Origin of the sequence: Exiguobacterium sp. SL-10, from assembly GCF_004337025.1 — a bacterium.
Lineage (GTDB): Bacteria > Bacillota > Bacilli > Exiguobacteriales > Exiguobacteriaceae > Exiguobacterium.
Window position 1 is genome coordinate 354398 of record NZ_SJUP01000001.1, and the last position, 14280, is coordinate 368677.

Annotated in this window: 15 protein-coding genes; all 15 read left to right on the plus strand. The window is 52.8% G+C overall.

Annotated elements, in window-relative coordinates; translation table 11 throughout:
• Window positions 1–65: 65 nt before the first annotated feature.
• The 15 genes from rplS (at window position 66) to codY (ending at window position 14173) form a co-directional block, all read left to right on the plus strand.
• Window positions 66–419, plus strand: coding sequence for a 50S ribosomal protein L19 (gene rplS / locus EVJ33_RS01770; RefSeq protein WP_015881369.1), 354 nt, complete (start codon window positions 66–68; stop codon window positions 417–419).
• Between the two features lie 82 nt (window positions 420–501).
• On the plus strand, window positions 502–1044 hold the full coding sequence (gene lepB, locus EVJ33_RS01775) for a signal peptidase I (protein WP_131433892.1): 543 nt from the start codon (window positions 502–504) through the stop codon (window positions 1042–1044).
• 12 nt (window positions 1045–1056) lie between these two features.
• A complete protein-coding gene (gene ylqF, locus EVJ33_RS01780; RefSeq protein WP_131433895.1) occupies window positions 1057–1917 on the plus strand; it encodes a ribosome biogenesis GTPase YlqF in 861 nt (286 codons plus the stop codon).
• Window positions 1918–1958: 41 nt separating this feature from the next.
• On the plus strand, window positions 1959–2711 hold the full coding sequence (locus tag EVJ33_RS01785) for a ribonuclease HII (RefSeq protein WP_131433897.1): 753 nt from the start codon (window positions 1959–1961) through the stop codon (window positions 2709–2711).
• A gap of 11 nt (window positions 2712–2722) precedes the next feature.
• Complete coding sequence (locus tag EVJ33_RS01790) at window positions 2723–3574, plus strand: hypothetical protein (protein WP_131433899.1); 852 nt, start codon at window positions 2723–2725, stop codon at window positions 3572–3574.
• Window positions 3571–3840, plus strand: a complete 270-nt coding sequence (locus tag EVJ33_RS01795) for an EscU/YscU/HrcU family type III secretion system export apparatus switch protein (protein WP_131433901.1) — start codon at window positions 3571–3573, stop codon at window positions 3838–3840. Before EVJ33_RS01790 ends, EVJ33_RS01795 begins: the two co-directional genes overlap by 4 nt.
• Window positions 3841–3951: 111 nt before the next feature.
• Window positions 3952–5112 (plus strand): ADP-forming succinate--CoA ligase subunit beta, encoded by a 1161-nt coding sequence (gene sucC / locus EVJ33_RS01800; protein ID WP_114165532.1) that lies wholly within the window; start codon window positions 3952–3954, stop codon window positions 5110–5112.
• Between the two features lie 12 nt (window positions 5113–5124).
• A complete protein-coding gene (gene sucD / locus EVJ33_RS01805; protein ID WP_131433903.1) occupies window positions 5125–6042 on the plus strand; it encodes a succinate--CoA ligase subunit alpha in 918 nt (305 codons plus the stop codon).
• A 54-nt stretch (window positions 6043–6096) separates the two neighbouring features.
• Window positions 6097–6888 carry a DNA-processing protein DprA gene (gene dprA / locus EVJ33_RS01810; protein WP_131433905.1) on the plus strand — a complete coding sequence of 264 codons (792 nt, stop codon included), beginning with the start codon at window positions 6097–6099 and terminating at the stop codon, window positions 6886–6888.
• Between the two features lie 65 nt (window positions 6889–6953).
• A complete protein-coding gene (gene topA / locus EVJ33_RS01815; protein WP_131433907.1) occupies window positions 6954–9050 on the plus strand; it encodes a type I DNA topoisomerase in 2097 nt (698 codons plus the stop codon).
• The gene (gene trmFO, locus EVJ33_RS01820; protein WP_131433909.1) at window positions 9002–10360 is read left to right on the plus strand and encodes an FADH(2)-oxidizing methylenetetrahydrofolate--tRNA-(uracil(54)-C(5))-methyltransferase TrmFO; all 1359 of its coding nucleotides are present in this window, start codon (window positions 9002–9004) and stop codon (window positions 10358–10360) included. Before topA ends, trmFO begins: the two co-directional genes overlap by 49 nt.
• A gap of 187 nt (window positions 10361–10547) precedes the next feature.
• On the plus strand, window positions 10548–11429 hold the full coding sequence (locus tag EVJ33_RS01825; protein ID WP_131433911.1) for a tyrosine-type recombinase/integrase: 882 nt from the start codon (window positions 10548–10550) through the stop codon (window positions 11427–11429).
• Between the two features lie 11 nt (window positions 11430–11440).
• Window positions 11441–11989: an ATP-dependent protease subunit HslV gene (hslV, locus tag EVJ33_RS01830; protein ID WP_131433913.1), complete on the plus strand. Its 549-nt coding sequence runs from the start codon at window positions 11441–11443 to the stop codon at window positions 11987–11989.
• Window positions 11986–13356, plus strand: coding sequence for an ATP-dependent protease ATPase subunit HslU (gene hslU / locus EVJ33_RS01835; protein WP_131433915.1), 1371 nt, complete (start codon window positions 11986–11988; stop codon window positions 13354–13356). The genes hslV and hslU overlap by 4 nt, the downstream gene beginning before the upstream one ends.
• A 37-nt stretch (window positions 13357–13393) precedes the next feature.
• Window positions 13394–14173 (plus strand): GTP-sensing pleiotropic transcriptional regulator CodY, encoded by a 780-nt coding sequence (gene codY / locus EVJ33_RS01840; protein ID WP_016508279.1) that lies wholly within the window; start codon window positions 13394–13396, stop codon window positions 14171–14173.
• Window positions 14174–14280: the final 107 nt, after the last annotated feature.

Consider the following 14280-nt stretch of genomic DNA (forward strand, 5'->3'; position numbering starts at 1 on the left):
ATGTTCCGCTATTGGATGCTTGGGCAGATGAAGATATGAACATTGAAGAAAAAGGAGAACAATTCATGAACACACAAAAACTGTTCCGTGAAATCACAGAAGAACAATTCAAATCGGACGTACCTGCTTTCCGTCCTGGTGACACTGTACGTGTCCACGTTAAAGTCGTAGAGGGAACGCGCGAGCGTATCCAGATCTTCGAAGGCGTAGTCATCAAGCGTAAAGGTGGCGGCATCAGCGAAACATTCACAGTCCGTAAGATCTCTTACGGCGTAGGTGTTGAGCGTGCATTCCCGCTTCACTCACCGCGTGTCGCGCAAATCGAAGTCGTTCGTTACGGTAAAGTCCGTCGTGCGAAACTCTACTACCTCCGCAACCTTCGCGGTAAAGCAGCACGTATTAAAGAAATCCGTCGTTAAGATGGGGATTAAGCTTGTCGCTTGCGACAAGCTTCTTTTTTTCTAGTACAATAAGTTCAAACGGACAGAGGAGTGAGGCAAGTTGAAAGAAGTGTTCAGTTGGCTTAAGGCGATCGTCGTGGCGCTCGTCATCGCGTTCGTGATCCGGACGTTCATCTTTGTACCTGTCATCGTCGAGGGAGAGTCAATGATGCCGACGCTCCAAAATGCCGATCGCATGATCGTTAGCAAAATCTCGAATTACGTCGGTGAGCTCGACCGGGGCGATATCATCGTCTTCCACGCGACGGAATCGAAAGACTATATTAAACGCGTCATCGCCATTCCTGGCGACACGCTCGAATATCGGGACGATACGCTTTATTTGAATGGTGAGGCGGTCGAAGAACCGTATTTAGAAGATTTTCAGGCGCAGATGAACGGCTTTCCTCTTACCGAAAACTTTACGCTCGAACAAGTGACGGGCGAAACGGTCGTCCCTGAAGGTTCATTCTTCGTGATGGGTGACAACCGACAAAACTCGAAAGATAGCCGAGAAATCGGTTTTGTCCCGAAAGAGGACGTCGTCGGCAAAACGAACTTCGTATTCTGGCCGCTCGGCGATTTCGGGACCGTACAAGAATAAGGTGGTGTTTTTTTGGCAATTCAATGGTTCCCTGGCCACATGGCCAAGGCACGAAGACAAGTAACAGAAAAGTTAAAGCTCATCGACGTCGTCATCGAACTCGTCGACGCACGCGTCCCACAATCGAGCCGTAACCCGATGGTCGATGAGATCACGGAAGGCAAACCGCGTCTCATCGTCTTGAATAAAGCCGATATGGCCGACCCGGTCGTCACTGACGCCTGGCTACGCGCCTTGAAGCGCGATGACATCGAGGTCGTCGCCGTCGACGCAAAACATAGCAAAGGCTTGAAACAGCTCATGTCGGGCGCCGAGAAGCTCATGCAAGAGAAGCACGACCGTATGCGTGAGAAGGGCCGGAACCCCGGTCCGATCCGCGCTCTCATCATCGGCATCCCGAACGTCGGCAAGTCGACGCTGATCAACCGTCTCGCCGGACGCAATATCGCTGTCACAGGCGACCGTCCGGGTGTCACGAAGCGCCAGCAATGGATCAAGATGAAGGGCGGCGAAATGGAATTGCTCGATACGCCTGGGATTCTATGGCCGAAGTTCGAGGACCAGATGGTCGGCTATCGCTTGGCGGCGACCGGTGCCATCAAGGATGATATCTTGAACCTGGATGATATCGCGCTCTATACGGCCCGTGAGCTGTCGGCTCGCTATCCGGAACAGTTGAAAGAGCGATTCAAAATCGATCAACTGCCGGAAGATGCCGTCGAACTGCTCGAATTGATTGGAAAAAAACGTGGACTCGTCAGCGGCGGCTACGTCGATTTCGAGAAAGCGAGCGAGTTACTATTGAACGAACTGCGTCATGAGAAAATCGGACGAGTCTCCCTCGAGACGCCGGCCGACCATGACATGGCGTGAAGTCCTGTGCAAACAGGGCTTTTTTGAATAGGAGGAACGGAATGACGATTCAAGCGATTAAACAACGGCTACAGACGGTCCGATATGAAGAGTGGGAACAAGTCCGAGACGAGTTGAAAGACGACCCACGTGCGGGCGTGCGGACGCTCATCCAACAACGAGAGCGGCAGTTCGAACAAGAACGTGCCTTACGTGCCGATTATATGGCCCGTCACGCGTTTGAGAACGATTGGAAGGCCCAAGGGTTCCATCTCATCGGTGGCGCCGATGAGGTCGGCCGAGGGCCGCTCGCGGGTCCGGTCGTCGCGGCGGCCGTCATCTTGCCGGAAGGATTTTATCACCCGGGCCTGAACGATTCGAAAAAAATGTCGAAAAGGGCGCGGGAAGTCGCGTATCGCGCCCTCATGGACGAGGCAGTAGTCGGTGTCGGCATCGTCGACGCTGACGTGATCGACGAGGTCAATATTTATGAGGCGACGAAATTGGCAATGGTAGAAGCGGTCCGGCAACTCGGAGCGGTCGATGCGCTGTTGATCGACGCGATGCGGCTCGACCTCGATGTTCCGCAACAGTCGCTCATCAAAGGGGACGCGCGGAGCGTCTCGATCGCGGCGGCGAGCGTCGTCGCCAAAGTCATTCGCGACAATATGATGGAAGATTATGCCGTCCTCTATCCCGGTTACGGGTTCGAGAGGAACGCGGGATATGGTACGAAAGACCATTTGGCCGGGCTCGCGGAACACGGGATCACACCGATTCATCGGAAATCATTCGCGCCGATTAAACATATGTAGGAGGGGAAACGATGCGTATTGATCACCAAGGCGTTCTGCCGTTCAAAGTCACCGAACAGAATTCACGGCAACTGCTCGTCGGCAATACGGTCGTCGGTCGGGTGCTTCAGCTGTTACCGGGCGGGGAGGCGGTCATGCAACTGCCGCAAGGCATGTTTCGGGTTGGGGTGAACGCGGACGTCAAAGAGAACGTGACGTACAAAATGGTCGTCACCGAGCTCGAACCGAAGCTCGTCTTGAGAGTCGTGCCGCCACAAGCGGAGTCGCTCGCGCAGGCAGCACGGTCACCGCTCGTCCTTTTAGGCACAGAACTCGGGCGGCTCGCCCGTCAGCCGTTCGACACGCCCGAATCGCTGCAAGCGCAAGGCCGTCAACTGCTCGAGAGCGGAGCCGGGTCGGATGTGAAACAACTCATCGGCGAGTTGTTCAAAGCGAAAGGAGACCCGAAATTCGAGCAGTTCGTTCGGGCCCAGGAGACGTTCAACGCCCTCCAGACCTCGCCATATGTCGCTCAAGCATTTCACATACCGCATTTAGGACCGTTTGAACAAGTACGGTTCCGTCTCGAGGCACCGAAAGGCGAAATGATCGACGCCGACCACGCACGCATCGTCTTATTTCTAGAGACTCCAAAGTACGGAGAGACAGGCATCGACCTGCTCGTCCAAAAGCGGCACGTATCAATCAAAGTGTTCAACGAGCGGCATGACCTGAGCCCGTTCGTCAACGCCTACGAACCACTGCTCGGCAAGGCGCTTGCAACGAGTGGTTATGAACTGTCGCGCTTCTCGTTCGAACCAAAACAGGAAGCAGCGGTACCGGACACGTTCGCCCCGCTCGGAAAGGTGGACCAACGCGTATGACTGATCGTAAACAAGCCATCGCCTTGTCCTATGAGCAATCGATGGAGGCCCCGCGTGTCGTCGCCAAAGGAGGGGGCCTTGTCGCCGAGCGCATGCTTGCACTCGCCCAGGCGAACGGGATACCGATCCATGAGGATCCCGCACTGTTATCGCTATTGTCTGCTTTACAGATCGAAGAGCACATCCCGGACGACCTGTATCAGGTCATCGCCGAACTTTTCGTGTTTCTTTATCAGATGGAACAAGGAAAAATCGAGGATGTCTAGGGGTAGATGTGAAAAAAAGATGAAAACTTAAAGCAAGAACGATAGACAGCGCTTTCAGTTTTTCGTTACAATAGACATGCCGATATTAAAGGGGACTAAGGGGGAAACGAAATGAATATCCATGAGTATCAGGCGAAAGAATTGCTTCGGGCGTTCGGAGTGGCCGTACCTACGGGCTATCCGGCGTTCACGGTTGAAGAAGCAGTCTCAGCCGCCGCCAAGCTAGACGGTGAACTAAAAGTTGTCAAAGCCCAGATCCACGCAGGGGGCCGCGGGAAAGCCGGCGGTGTCAAACTTGCGAAGACGGATGAAGAAGTCAAACAGTACGCGTCAGAGATTCTCGGCAAGACGCTCGTCACGCATCAGACTGGACCTGAAGGGAAAGTCGTGCAACGCCTATACATCGAAGAAGGTTCTGCGATTGACCAAGAATTTTACTTAGGACTTGTGCTTGACCGTTCGATCGGCCGAATTGTCATCATGGGTTCATCAGAGGGCGGTATGGACATCGAAGAAGTCGCTGAACATACACCTGAAAAGATTCATAAAGAAGTCGTCGACCCGGTCGTCGGACTCCGTCCGTTCCAAGCACGCCGTCTTGCCTTCAAGATGGAAGTGCCGACTAAGCTCGTCAATAAATTTAGTGACATGGTCATGAAGCTATACAAAGTATACGTCGAGACGGACTGCACAATCGCGGAGATCAATCCGCTCGTCACGACGAAAGACGGAAACGTCATCGCGCTCGATGCGAAACTCAACTTCGACAGCAACGCGCTCTATCGTCATACAGACATCGTCGATCTTCGCGATACGACGGAAGAAGACCCGCGTGAAGTCGAGGCGTCGAAACACGATCTCAGCTACATCGCACTCGACGGCAATATCGGTTGCCTCGTCAACGGAGCCGGCCTTGCCATGGCGACGATGGATATCATCAAGCATTACGGCGCCGAACCCGCTAACTTCCTCGATGTAGGCGGCGGTGCGACGAAAGAAAAAGTGACGGAAGCGTTCAAATTGATTTTGTCAGATGACCAAGTCAAAGGCATCTTCGTCAACATCTTCGGTGGTATTATGAAGTGTGATATCATCGCTGAAGGAATTGTCGCGGCGACGAAAGAAATCGGTCTCGATTTACCGCTCGTCGTCCGTTTAGAAGGCACGAACGTGGATGCGGGACGACGCATTCTCGATGAATCTGGACTTGCGATCACTTCGGCGAGCTCGATGGCTGACGGTGCAGAAAAAATCGCGGCACTCGTTCGATAAGGGGGAAACGACATGAGTATTTGGGCGAATCAAGATACAAAAGTGATCATTCAAGGGATCACGGGGAAACAAGGTCTGTTCCACGGCGAACAGATGCTGGCGTATAAAACGAAGTTGGTCGGAGGCGTGACACCTGGGAAAGGTGGCACGACCGTACTTGACGGCGTACCGGTCTTCAACACGGTGTCTGAAGCCGTTGAAGTGACTGGTGCGAACGCATCGATTATTTACGTACCACCGGCCTTCGCGGCTGATTCGATCATGGAGGCGGCCGATAGCGGGATCGAACTCATCATCTGTATCACAGAAGGCATCCCGGTTATCGACATGATTCAAGTGAAACGGTACCTCGAGGACAAGCCGGCCCGTCTCATCGGACCGAACTGCCCGGGGATCATCACACCAGGGGAAGCGAAACTTGGGATCATGCCAGGCTATATCCACACGAAAGGCCACGTCGGGATCGTCTCGCGTTCAGGGACGCTCACGTATGAGGCGGTTCATCAGTTGACGACGGCCGGAATCGGTCAATCGACAGCGGTTGGAATCGGTGGCGACCCGGTCAACGGGACGAACTTCATCGATACGCTCCAAGCGTTCAACGAAGATGAGGACACGAAAGCGGTCATCATGATCGGGGAAATCGGCGGAACGGCTGAAGAGGAAGCCGCTGAATGGGTGAAAGCGAATATGACAAAACCGGTCATCGGGTTCATCGGTGGACAAACGGCTCCTGAAGGGAAACGGATGGGCCATGCCGGTGCCATCATCTCTGGCGGAAAAGGAACGGCTGCCGAGAAAATCAAGACATTGAACGCCAACGGGATTGAAGTCGCCGAGACGCCAGCCGTCATCGGGGAGACGCTCATCCGGGTGTTGAAGGAAGAAGGTTTGTATGAAGCTTGCGTGACGGGTCAACCGACCACGTAAACCATTCGGAATGAGGGATGCATGCCATCCCTCATTTTTTTAGAGGTGATTGTGATGAATCAAACAATCGCTCGATTTGCGGCTGAACGCTTGCCAGTCGAGTTCGTCCATCATTACTTGTCTCAACCTGGTTTAAGCTCTCGTCAGTTTTCTCCGTACGTCTGGAACAAGGCGAAACGGGCGCTTCGTTCAACGGTCACGTATGACCGTTTTTTGACGTGGGAAGACGAGGCGTTCCCGCGCGCATTGCTCGACATTCCGAATCCGCCATATTGTTTGTTTTACCGAGGTGATTTAGAGGTACTACAACAACAAACGACCGCTTTGGTCGGAAGCCGCGAATTGAACCGGATCAGCCATCGGCTCGTCGAGCATTTCTACCCTTTAATAGAAGAAACTGTATCGGTGTCGGGCGGGGCACTCGGCATCGATGGGCTCGTCCATGAGTTGTCACTGCGACACAACCGTCCGACGATCGCCGTCCTCGGGGCGGGTTTTTCGCACATGTATCCTCGAGCACATCATCCGTTGTTCGAACAGATTTCGAGACACGGGTTACTCCTCAGTGAATATCCGCCGGAAACACCTGTCAAAAAAATTCAATTTTTAGAACGGAATCGTCTCGTTAGCGGACTCGGCGATCAGCTCGTCGTCATCCAGGCTCGTCAGAAAAGTGGGACGATGAACACGGTCGGACATGCGCTCGAGCAAGGAAAGACGGTGTTTGCGGTGCCCGGAAGCCCGCTTGATCCACTCGCGGCAGGTCCGAATCAATTGATTGAGGACGGGGCGATTCCTTTGACGACTTCCGATCAAATTCTAATACGCTCAAGGATTGGACGTTGACAAACGAGCGACAACATGAATATTATGGTAGGGATTTAAATGACCTCTAAAAGGGGAGCAGATGTATGGCAAAATATTTGGTGATCGTCGAATCACCGGCGAAAGCAAAAACAATTAAACGTTATTTAGGATCAAATTACACGGTCAAAGCGTCAATGGGTCACGTCATCGATTTACCGAAGAGTCAACTCGGTGTCGACGTAGACCATGACTTCGAACCGAAGTACATTACGATTCGTGGAAAAGGTCCCGTTTTGAAAGAATTGAAGACGGCAGCTAAAAAAGCGACGAAAATCTTTCTCGCGGCTGACCCGGATCGCGAAGGGGAAGCGATCGCCTGGCATCTAGCACGTGCGCTCGGTGTCGACGAAACGACCGAATGTCGGGTCGTCTTTAACGAGATCACGAAAGATGCGATCAAGGAGTCATTCAAACACCCACGTAAAATCAATCACGATCTCGTCGATGCCCAACAGGCACGACGAATTTTGGACCGTCTCGTCGGATACGGGATGAGCCCATTATTATGGAAGAAAGTCAAAAAAGGATTATCGGCCGGACGCGTTCAATCCGTGGCCGTTAAAATGATTATCGACCGGGAGCGAGAAATCAACGCCTTCGACCCAGAAGAATATTGGACGATCAAACTCATGCTTAACCATGAAGGCGAATTGTTCGAGACATCGTTTTATGGGAAAGACGGGAAGAAACTGGAGCTCAAGAGCGAGGCAGACGCCGACGCGGTACTCAAAGCGATCGACGACTCGTTCAAAGTCATCGATGTCACGAAGAAAGAGCGGAAGCGGAACGCCTCGCTCCCGTTTACGACAAGTTCGCTCCAACAGGATGCGGCGCGTAAGCTCAATTTCCGTGCCAAGAAGACGATGATGCTCGCGCAACAACTTTATGAAGGGATCGACCTCGGGAAGAAAGAAGGTACCGTCGGTTTGATCACGTATATGCGTACTGACTCGACGCGGATCTCAGATTTGGCGAAAGAAGAAGCGAAATCATACATCGAGTCCACGTTCGGAGAAGAGTATGTCGCCTTGCAGAAACAAAAAGAGAAGAAGGCGGCGAACGCACAGGACGCCCACGAAGCGATTCGTCCGACGTCGGCGTTACGTGACCCGGCCTCGGTCAAAGCGTACTTGTCACGCGACCAACTTCGACTGTACAAGTTGATTTGGGAGCGTCTTGTTGCGAGCCAAATGGCGCCGGCCATTCTCGATACGGTAAAAATCGACGTCGAGTCGAACGGCATGATTTTCCGTGCCAACGGATCGACCGTCAAATTCCCAGGTTTCATGAAAGTGTATATCGAATCGAAAGATGAAGATATCGAAGATACGAATCCAGAGAAAGAAGGATTACTGCCACCACTTGAAGTCGACGACCTCGTCAAGTTCGACACGATCGAGCCGAAACAGCATTTCACCCAACCGCCGCCGCGTTACAGCGAGGCACGGCTCGTTCGGGCGATGGAAGAACTCGGAATCGGTCGTCCGTCGACATATGCGCCGACACTCGATACGATTCAAAAGCGTGGATACGTCGTCCTCGAAGAGAAGAAGTTTGTACCGACGGAGCTCGGTGAACTCGTCATCGAGATGATCGATGAGTACTTCAACGATTTCATCACTGTGCAATTCACGGCCGACATGGAGACGCTCCTCGACTCGATTGAGAATGAGGAAGTCGCTTGGACCGATGTCGTTGCCCCGATTTATCGCAGTTTCGAGAAACGATTGAAACGGGCCGAGTCCGAAATCGAGAAAATCGAAGTGAAAGACGAACCGGCCGGCATCGATTGTGAAGTATGCGGCGCACCGATGGTCATCAAGATGGGCCGCTACGGGAAATTCATGGCGTGTTCGAACTTCCCGAACTGTACGAACACGAAACCGGTTCAAGTCGAGATTGGCGTCCCATGTCCGAACTGTAAAGACGGACAAGTTGTCGAGCGACGCAGTAAAAAAGGTCGTCTGTTCTATGGTTGCTCGAACTATCCAGATTGTGAGTTCGTCTCTTGGGACAAGCCGGTCGCGAAACCATGTCCGGAATGTGATAAGATGATGGTCGAGAAAAAAATCAAAGACGGCGTGAAATATCAATGTACGAACTGTACCCATGCCGAGGTACATCAGTTAGAGGAGGATTAACTTTGCAGCAACGTGTAACTGTGATCGGAGCGGGCCTCGCCGGCTCCGAGGCGGCTTGGCAACTCGCAAAACGCGGGATTCAAGTCGATTTGTATGAAATGAGACCGGTTCGAAAAACACCAGCACACCATACGGACCAATTTGCGGAATTGGTCTGCTCGAACTCGCTCCGGGCGAACGGGCTTCAAAACGCGGTCGGTGTCTTGAAAGAAGAAATGCGCACGCTCGACTCGCTCATCTTGAAAGCGGCGGATACGGCAAGTGTACCGGCTGGCGGCGCTCTCGCCGTCGACCGTCACGATTTTGCTGGATTCGTAACAGACACGTTGAAGAACCATCCGAACGTGACTGTGCACAACGAAGAGATTACGGCGATTCCGGACGGGATTGTCATCATGGCGACCGGGCCGCTCACATCACCGGACCTCTCGGCTTCGCTCAAAGCGTTCACAGGTGAAGATTACCTGTACTTCTACGACGCGGCCGCTCCAATTTTGGACGGCGAGACGATCGACCGGGACAAGGTGTACTTGAAATCACGTTACGACAAAGGTGAGGCGGCGTACCTCAACTGTCCGATGACAGAAGAAGAGTTCGACGTGTTCTACGACGAACTCGTCAAAGCCGAAGTCGTTCCGCTCAAAGAGTTCGAAAAAGAGATTTACTTCGAAGGCTGCATGCCGTTTGAAGTCCTCGCCCAACGCGGGAAGAAGACACTCTTGTTCGGACCGATGAAGCCGGTCGGCCTCGAAGATCCGAAGACGGGCAAACGTCCGCATGCGGTCGTACAGTTGCGGCAAGATAATTCGGCCGGGACGCTCTTCAACTTAGTCGGTTTCCAGACGCACCTCAAATGGGGCGAACAGAAACGAATCATTCAGTTGATTCCAGGTCTTGAGAACGCCGAGATCGTGCGTTACGGTGTCATGCACCGGAACACGTTCATCAACTCACCGAGTTTGTTGAAACCAACTTACCAGGCCCGTACACGCGACACGTTGTTCTTCGCCGGTCAGATGACCGGAGTCGAGGGCTACGTCGAGTCGGCGGCGTCAGGACTTCTCGCCGGGATTAATGCAGCGAAGCTGATTGCAGGTGAAGAGCTCGTCGTTCTTCCCCGAGAGACGATGCTCGGTTCAATGGCACACTACATCACGACGACGGACGGCAAGCACTTCCAGCCGATGAATGCGAACTTCGGTCTCGTGCCGTCGCTTGAAGATGCCCCGAAGAAGATGAAGAAACAAGAACGGTACGAGCGCTATGCGAACCGTGCCCTCGAAACGATTCAACAGTATAAAGAGATTTAAAGGGAAAAGAGCCATTTTTTGGCTCTTTTTTTATGAATCTAAATTTCAATTGTGTGATTTGTACAACACTTTGAAAATTTTCAGATTATTGAAGAGGTATCTATTGTCACCTCTGACTGTGTATGCTATGCTAATTTCGATTTGACGGGAACATGCGTTTTTAAGCTGAAAACGGGGAGGCGAGAGGATGGGATTCGTTGTCGATCAACAATCATTTTTACGCTATTGCCAAGTCGAACGCCGACTGTCTCCTCATACGAAACGCTCTTACGAGCAGACGCTCGACCAGTACGCCGCTTATTGCCAGACGACACATCAAGATCCATATGATGTGCAGTCGGCGCGGCGTTATTTATATGCCCTTTATGAGGCAGACACCGCCACGACGACGGTCGCCCAAAAAGTATCATGCCTCAAACAATTCGGGAAATTTGTGGCACGTGAAACGGGCGGTGAACCGTTGTTTCATGGGCTGACGTCACCGAAACGGCGCAAGACGCTACCAACGTTCGCCGTGCCGAGCGAGGTCGAACAGCTCCTAAAGGCAGCAGAGGGACAAGACGACCCATTCTTGCGGGCCCGCGATGTCGCCATCGTCGAGATGTTATACGGGACAGGCATGCGTGTCGCCGAGTTGTGCGGCATGGACGTGTCGTCTTATGATGCGGGTCTTGCGTTCGTCCATGTCGTCGGGAAAGGGAAGAAAGAACGTTACATCCCAATCGGACAGTTCGCCATCGAAGCGCTCGACCGTTACTTCAACGTGCGGCAAACGTGCGCAACGCCTCAGGAAACGGCATTATTTCTCAGTCAAAAAGGGAATCGGGTGACAACGGACCAAATTCGCTACGTCATGAAGCGTCTCCGGAAGCTCGGGGGCCTTCACAAGCCGTTGACGCCTCACTCGCTGCGTCACAGCTTCGCGACCGACATGCTCGAACGCGGGGCGGACCTGCGCGCCGTGCAGGAACTGCTCGGGCACGAGTCGCTCTCGACGACGGGGCGTTATACCCACGTCTCGACCGAGCGTCTGCGAGCGGTCTATCGAGCTACACATCCGAGAAAGTAGGAGGTCATCAGATGTTTCATGCAACCACGATTTTCGCGGTCCGTCATAACGGACACGGCGCGATGAGCGGAGATGGACAAGTCACGTTCGGGAACGCCGTCATCATGAAAAATAAGGCCAAAAAAGTAAGGCGTCTTTATGGTGGTAAAGTCGTCGCCGGATTCGCCGGCAGTGTCGCCGACGCATTCACGTTATTCGAAAAGTTTGAATCGAAACTTGAGATGTACAACGGTAACTTGCCACGTGCGGCCGTCGAACTGGCCAAGGAATGGCGCGGAGATAAGATGCTCCGCCAACTCGAGGCGTTGTTGATTGTCATGGACAGTGACCACTTATTGCTCGTCTCTGGGAACGGAGAAGTGATTGAACCGGACGACGGCATCTTGGCCATCGGTTCGGGCGGGAATTACGCGCTCGCCGCCGGCCGTGCGCTCGTGCGCCATTCACCTGAGAAATCAGCTGAGGACATAGCCCGTGCCGCACTCGAGATTGCCGGGGAGTTATGCGTCTATACGAACGACCAAGTTATCGTAGAAACGATCGGAGGCGATTCTGAATGAAACGTGAACTGACACCACGCCAAATCGTAGCAGAGTTAGACCGCTTCGTCATCGGACAAAAAGATGCGAAGCGCGCGGTCGCGATCGCACTCCGCAATCGTTATCGTCGGCAAAAACTGAGCGCCGATTTACGCGATGAAGTGACACCGAAGAATATCTTGATGATCGGACCGACCGGTGTCGGGAAGACGGAAATCGCACGACGGTTGGCCAAACTTGTCGGCGCGCCGTTCGTCAAAGTCGAAGCGACGAAGTTCACGGAAGTCGGTTATGTCGGCCGTGACGTGGAGTCGATGGTCCGAGACCTTGTCGAAGACTCGGTCCGTCTCGTGAAGGAAGAGAAGAAAGAAGGCGTGAAAGAACAAGCCGAGGTCGCAGCGACCGAACGCATTCTAGACGCGCTTCAAGGGAAAGCCAAAGTCGAGCCGACTGCATCGAACCCGTTCGAGGCGCTGTTCGGGGGACAAGGTCAAAAGACGGAGGAACCAACGAATACGCAAACTTCTGATCGCGCGCAACTGCGGCGCTTACTTGATCTCGGTGAACTCGAGGAGCGGTTGATCGAGGTCAACCTCGAAGAAAAACAGACCGTCGACTTGTTCCAAGGGCAAGGTATGGAAGGGTTATCGAATCTTCAAGACATGCTCGGGCAAATCGTTCCGAAGAAGCGGAAAAAGCGGAAGCTCCCAGTTCGAGAAGCTCGACCGCTTATCGTAGCGGAAGAAGCGGAAAGTTTGCTCGACATGAATGAAGTGCATGATGAGGCGGTACGACGTAGCGAACAGATGGGTATCATCTTCGTCGATGAAATCGACAAGATTGCGACGAAATCGCAAGACCATGCCGGCGTCTCGCGGGAAGGGGTGCAACGTGACATCCTCCCAATCGTCGAAGGGTCGACCGTCGTCACGAAGTATGGACCAGTCAAGACGGACCACGTACTCTTTATCGCCGCCGGTGCGTTCCACATGGCGAAACCGTCCGATTTGATTCCTGAACTGCAAGGTCGTTTCCCGATTCGCGTCGAATTGAGCAGCTTGACCGAAGAGGACTTCGTCAAGATTTTGACCGAGCCGTCACAGGCGCTCATCAAGCAGTACACGGCTCTTCTCGAGTCTGAAGAGATCAGTGTCGAGTTCACGCACCCAGCCATCGAAGAGATCGCGCGTATCGCCACGCACGTCAACCGAGAGACGGACGACATAGGGGCCCGCCGCCTGTATACGATTATGGAACGCGTGCTCGAGGACTTGTCGTTCGAGGCGGCCGATATGCCGCAGACACACGTGCAAATCACACCGGCTTACGTCAAAGAAAAAGTCGGATCGATCGCGGAAGATCGAGATTTGAGCCAATTTATACTATAAGATTCTGTATGCACATACAGGGAGGAAAATAAGAATTATGAACTTACTAGACAAAACACGCCAATTGAACACGATGCTTCAACAAGAGGCAAGCGCACACGTTGATTTTAAAGAAATGGCGGACAAAATGCGCGAAGTACTCGAAGCGAATACGTTCATCGTGAGCCGTCGCGGCCGCTTGCTCGGTTTCGCGATCAAACAACAGATCGAGAACGAACGGATGAAGGCGTTTTTAGTTGATCGCCAATTTCCAGAGCCGTATGCCTCAAACTTGTTCAACGTGAAGGAGACGACAGAAAATATCGGGATTGACAGTGAATATACAGCTTTCCCGGTCGAAAACCGTGAATTGTTCCTCGACTCGATGACGACGATCGTTCCAATCATCGGGGGCGGTGAACGCCTCGGCACACTTGTCCTCGGCCGTCTCAACAACGAGTTCACAGAAGATGACCTCGTCTTGGCAGAATATAGTGCGACGGTCGTAGGGATGGAGATCCTTCGTGAGAAAGCGGCGGAAGCCGAAGCGTCAGCGCGGAAGAAAGCGGTCGTCCAAATGGCAATCAATTCGCTCTCTTATTCGGAACTCGAAGCGATTGAACACATCTTCGAAGAGCTCGGTGGAAATGAAGGGTTGTTAGTGGCTTCCAAAATTGCCGATAGAGTGGGAATCACTCGTTCGGTCATCGTCAATGCTCTCCGCAAGCTCGAGAGTGCAGGCGTCATCGAATCACGGTCGCTTGGTATGAAAGGAACATATATTAAGATACTGAATGATAACTTCTTGTTTGAACTTCAAAAGTTGAAATCGAATTGAAATATAGACAATTCAGTATATGAATCATAAGAAAGTCTATTAAGTTAGGACTTTCGACTTACAAAGTCGCTTCCGTTATGTCGGAGGCGACTTTTTTTAGTACAAAA

Excerpts from the sequence above, each read along its gene's own strand:
- rplS (WP_015881369.1), top strand. The coding sequence starts at position 66 with ATGAACACACAAAAACTGTTCCGTGAAATCACAGAAGAACAATTCAAA.
- EVJ33_RS01785 (WP_131433897.1), top strand. The coding sequence starts at position 1,959 with ATGACGATTCAAGCGATTAAACAACGGCTACAGACGGTCCGATATGAA.
- EVJ33_RS01790 (WP_131433899.1), top strand. The coding sequence starts at position 2,723 with ATGCGTATTGATCACCAAGGCGTTCTGCCGTTCAAAGTCACCGAACAG.
- EVJ33_RS01795 (WP_131433901.1), top strand. The coding sequence starts at position 3,571 with ATGACTGATCGTAAACAAGCCATCGCCTTGTCCTATGAGCAATCGATG.
- sucC (WP_114165532.1), top strand. The coding sequence starts at position 3,952 with ATGAATATCCATGAGTATCAGGCGAAAGAATTGCTTCGGGCGTTCGGA.
- sucD (WP_131433903.1), top strand. The coding sequence starts at position 5,125 with ATGAGTATTTGGGCGAATCAAGATACAAAAGTGATCATTCAAGGGATC.
- dprA (WP_131433905.1), top strand. The coding sequence starts at position 6,097 with ATGAATCAAACAATCGCTCGATTTGCGGCTGAACGCTTGCCAGTCGAG.
- topA (WP_131433907.1), top strand. The coding sequence starts at position 6,954 with ATGGCAAAATATTTGGTGATCGTCGAATCACCGGCGAAAGCAAAAACA.
- trmFO (WP_131433909.1), top strand. The coding sequence starts at position 9,002 with ATGTACGAACTGTACCCATGCCGAGGTACATCAGTTAGAGGAGGATTA.
- EVJ33_RS01825 (WP_131433911.1), top strand. The coding sequence starts at position 10,548 with ATGGGATTCGTTGTCGATCAACAATCATTTTTACGCTATTGCCAAGTC.
- hslV (WP_131433913.1), top strand. The coding sequence starts at position 11,441 with ATGTTTCATGCAACCACGATTTTCGCGGTCCGTCATAACGGACACGGC.
- hslU (WP_131433915.1), top strand. The coding sequence starts at position 11,986 with ATGAAACGTGAACTGACACCACGCCAAATCGTAGCAGAGTTAGACCGC.
- codY (WP_016508279.1), top strand. The coding sequence starts at position 13,394 with ATGAACTTACTAGACAAAACACGCCAATTGAACACGATGCTTCAACAA.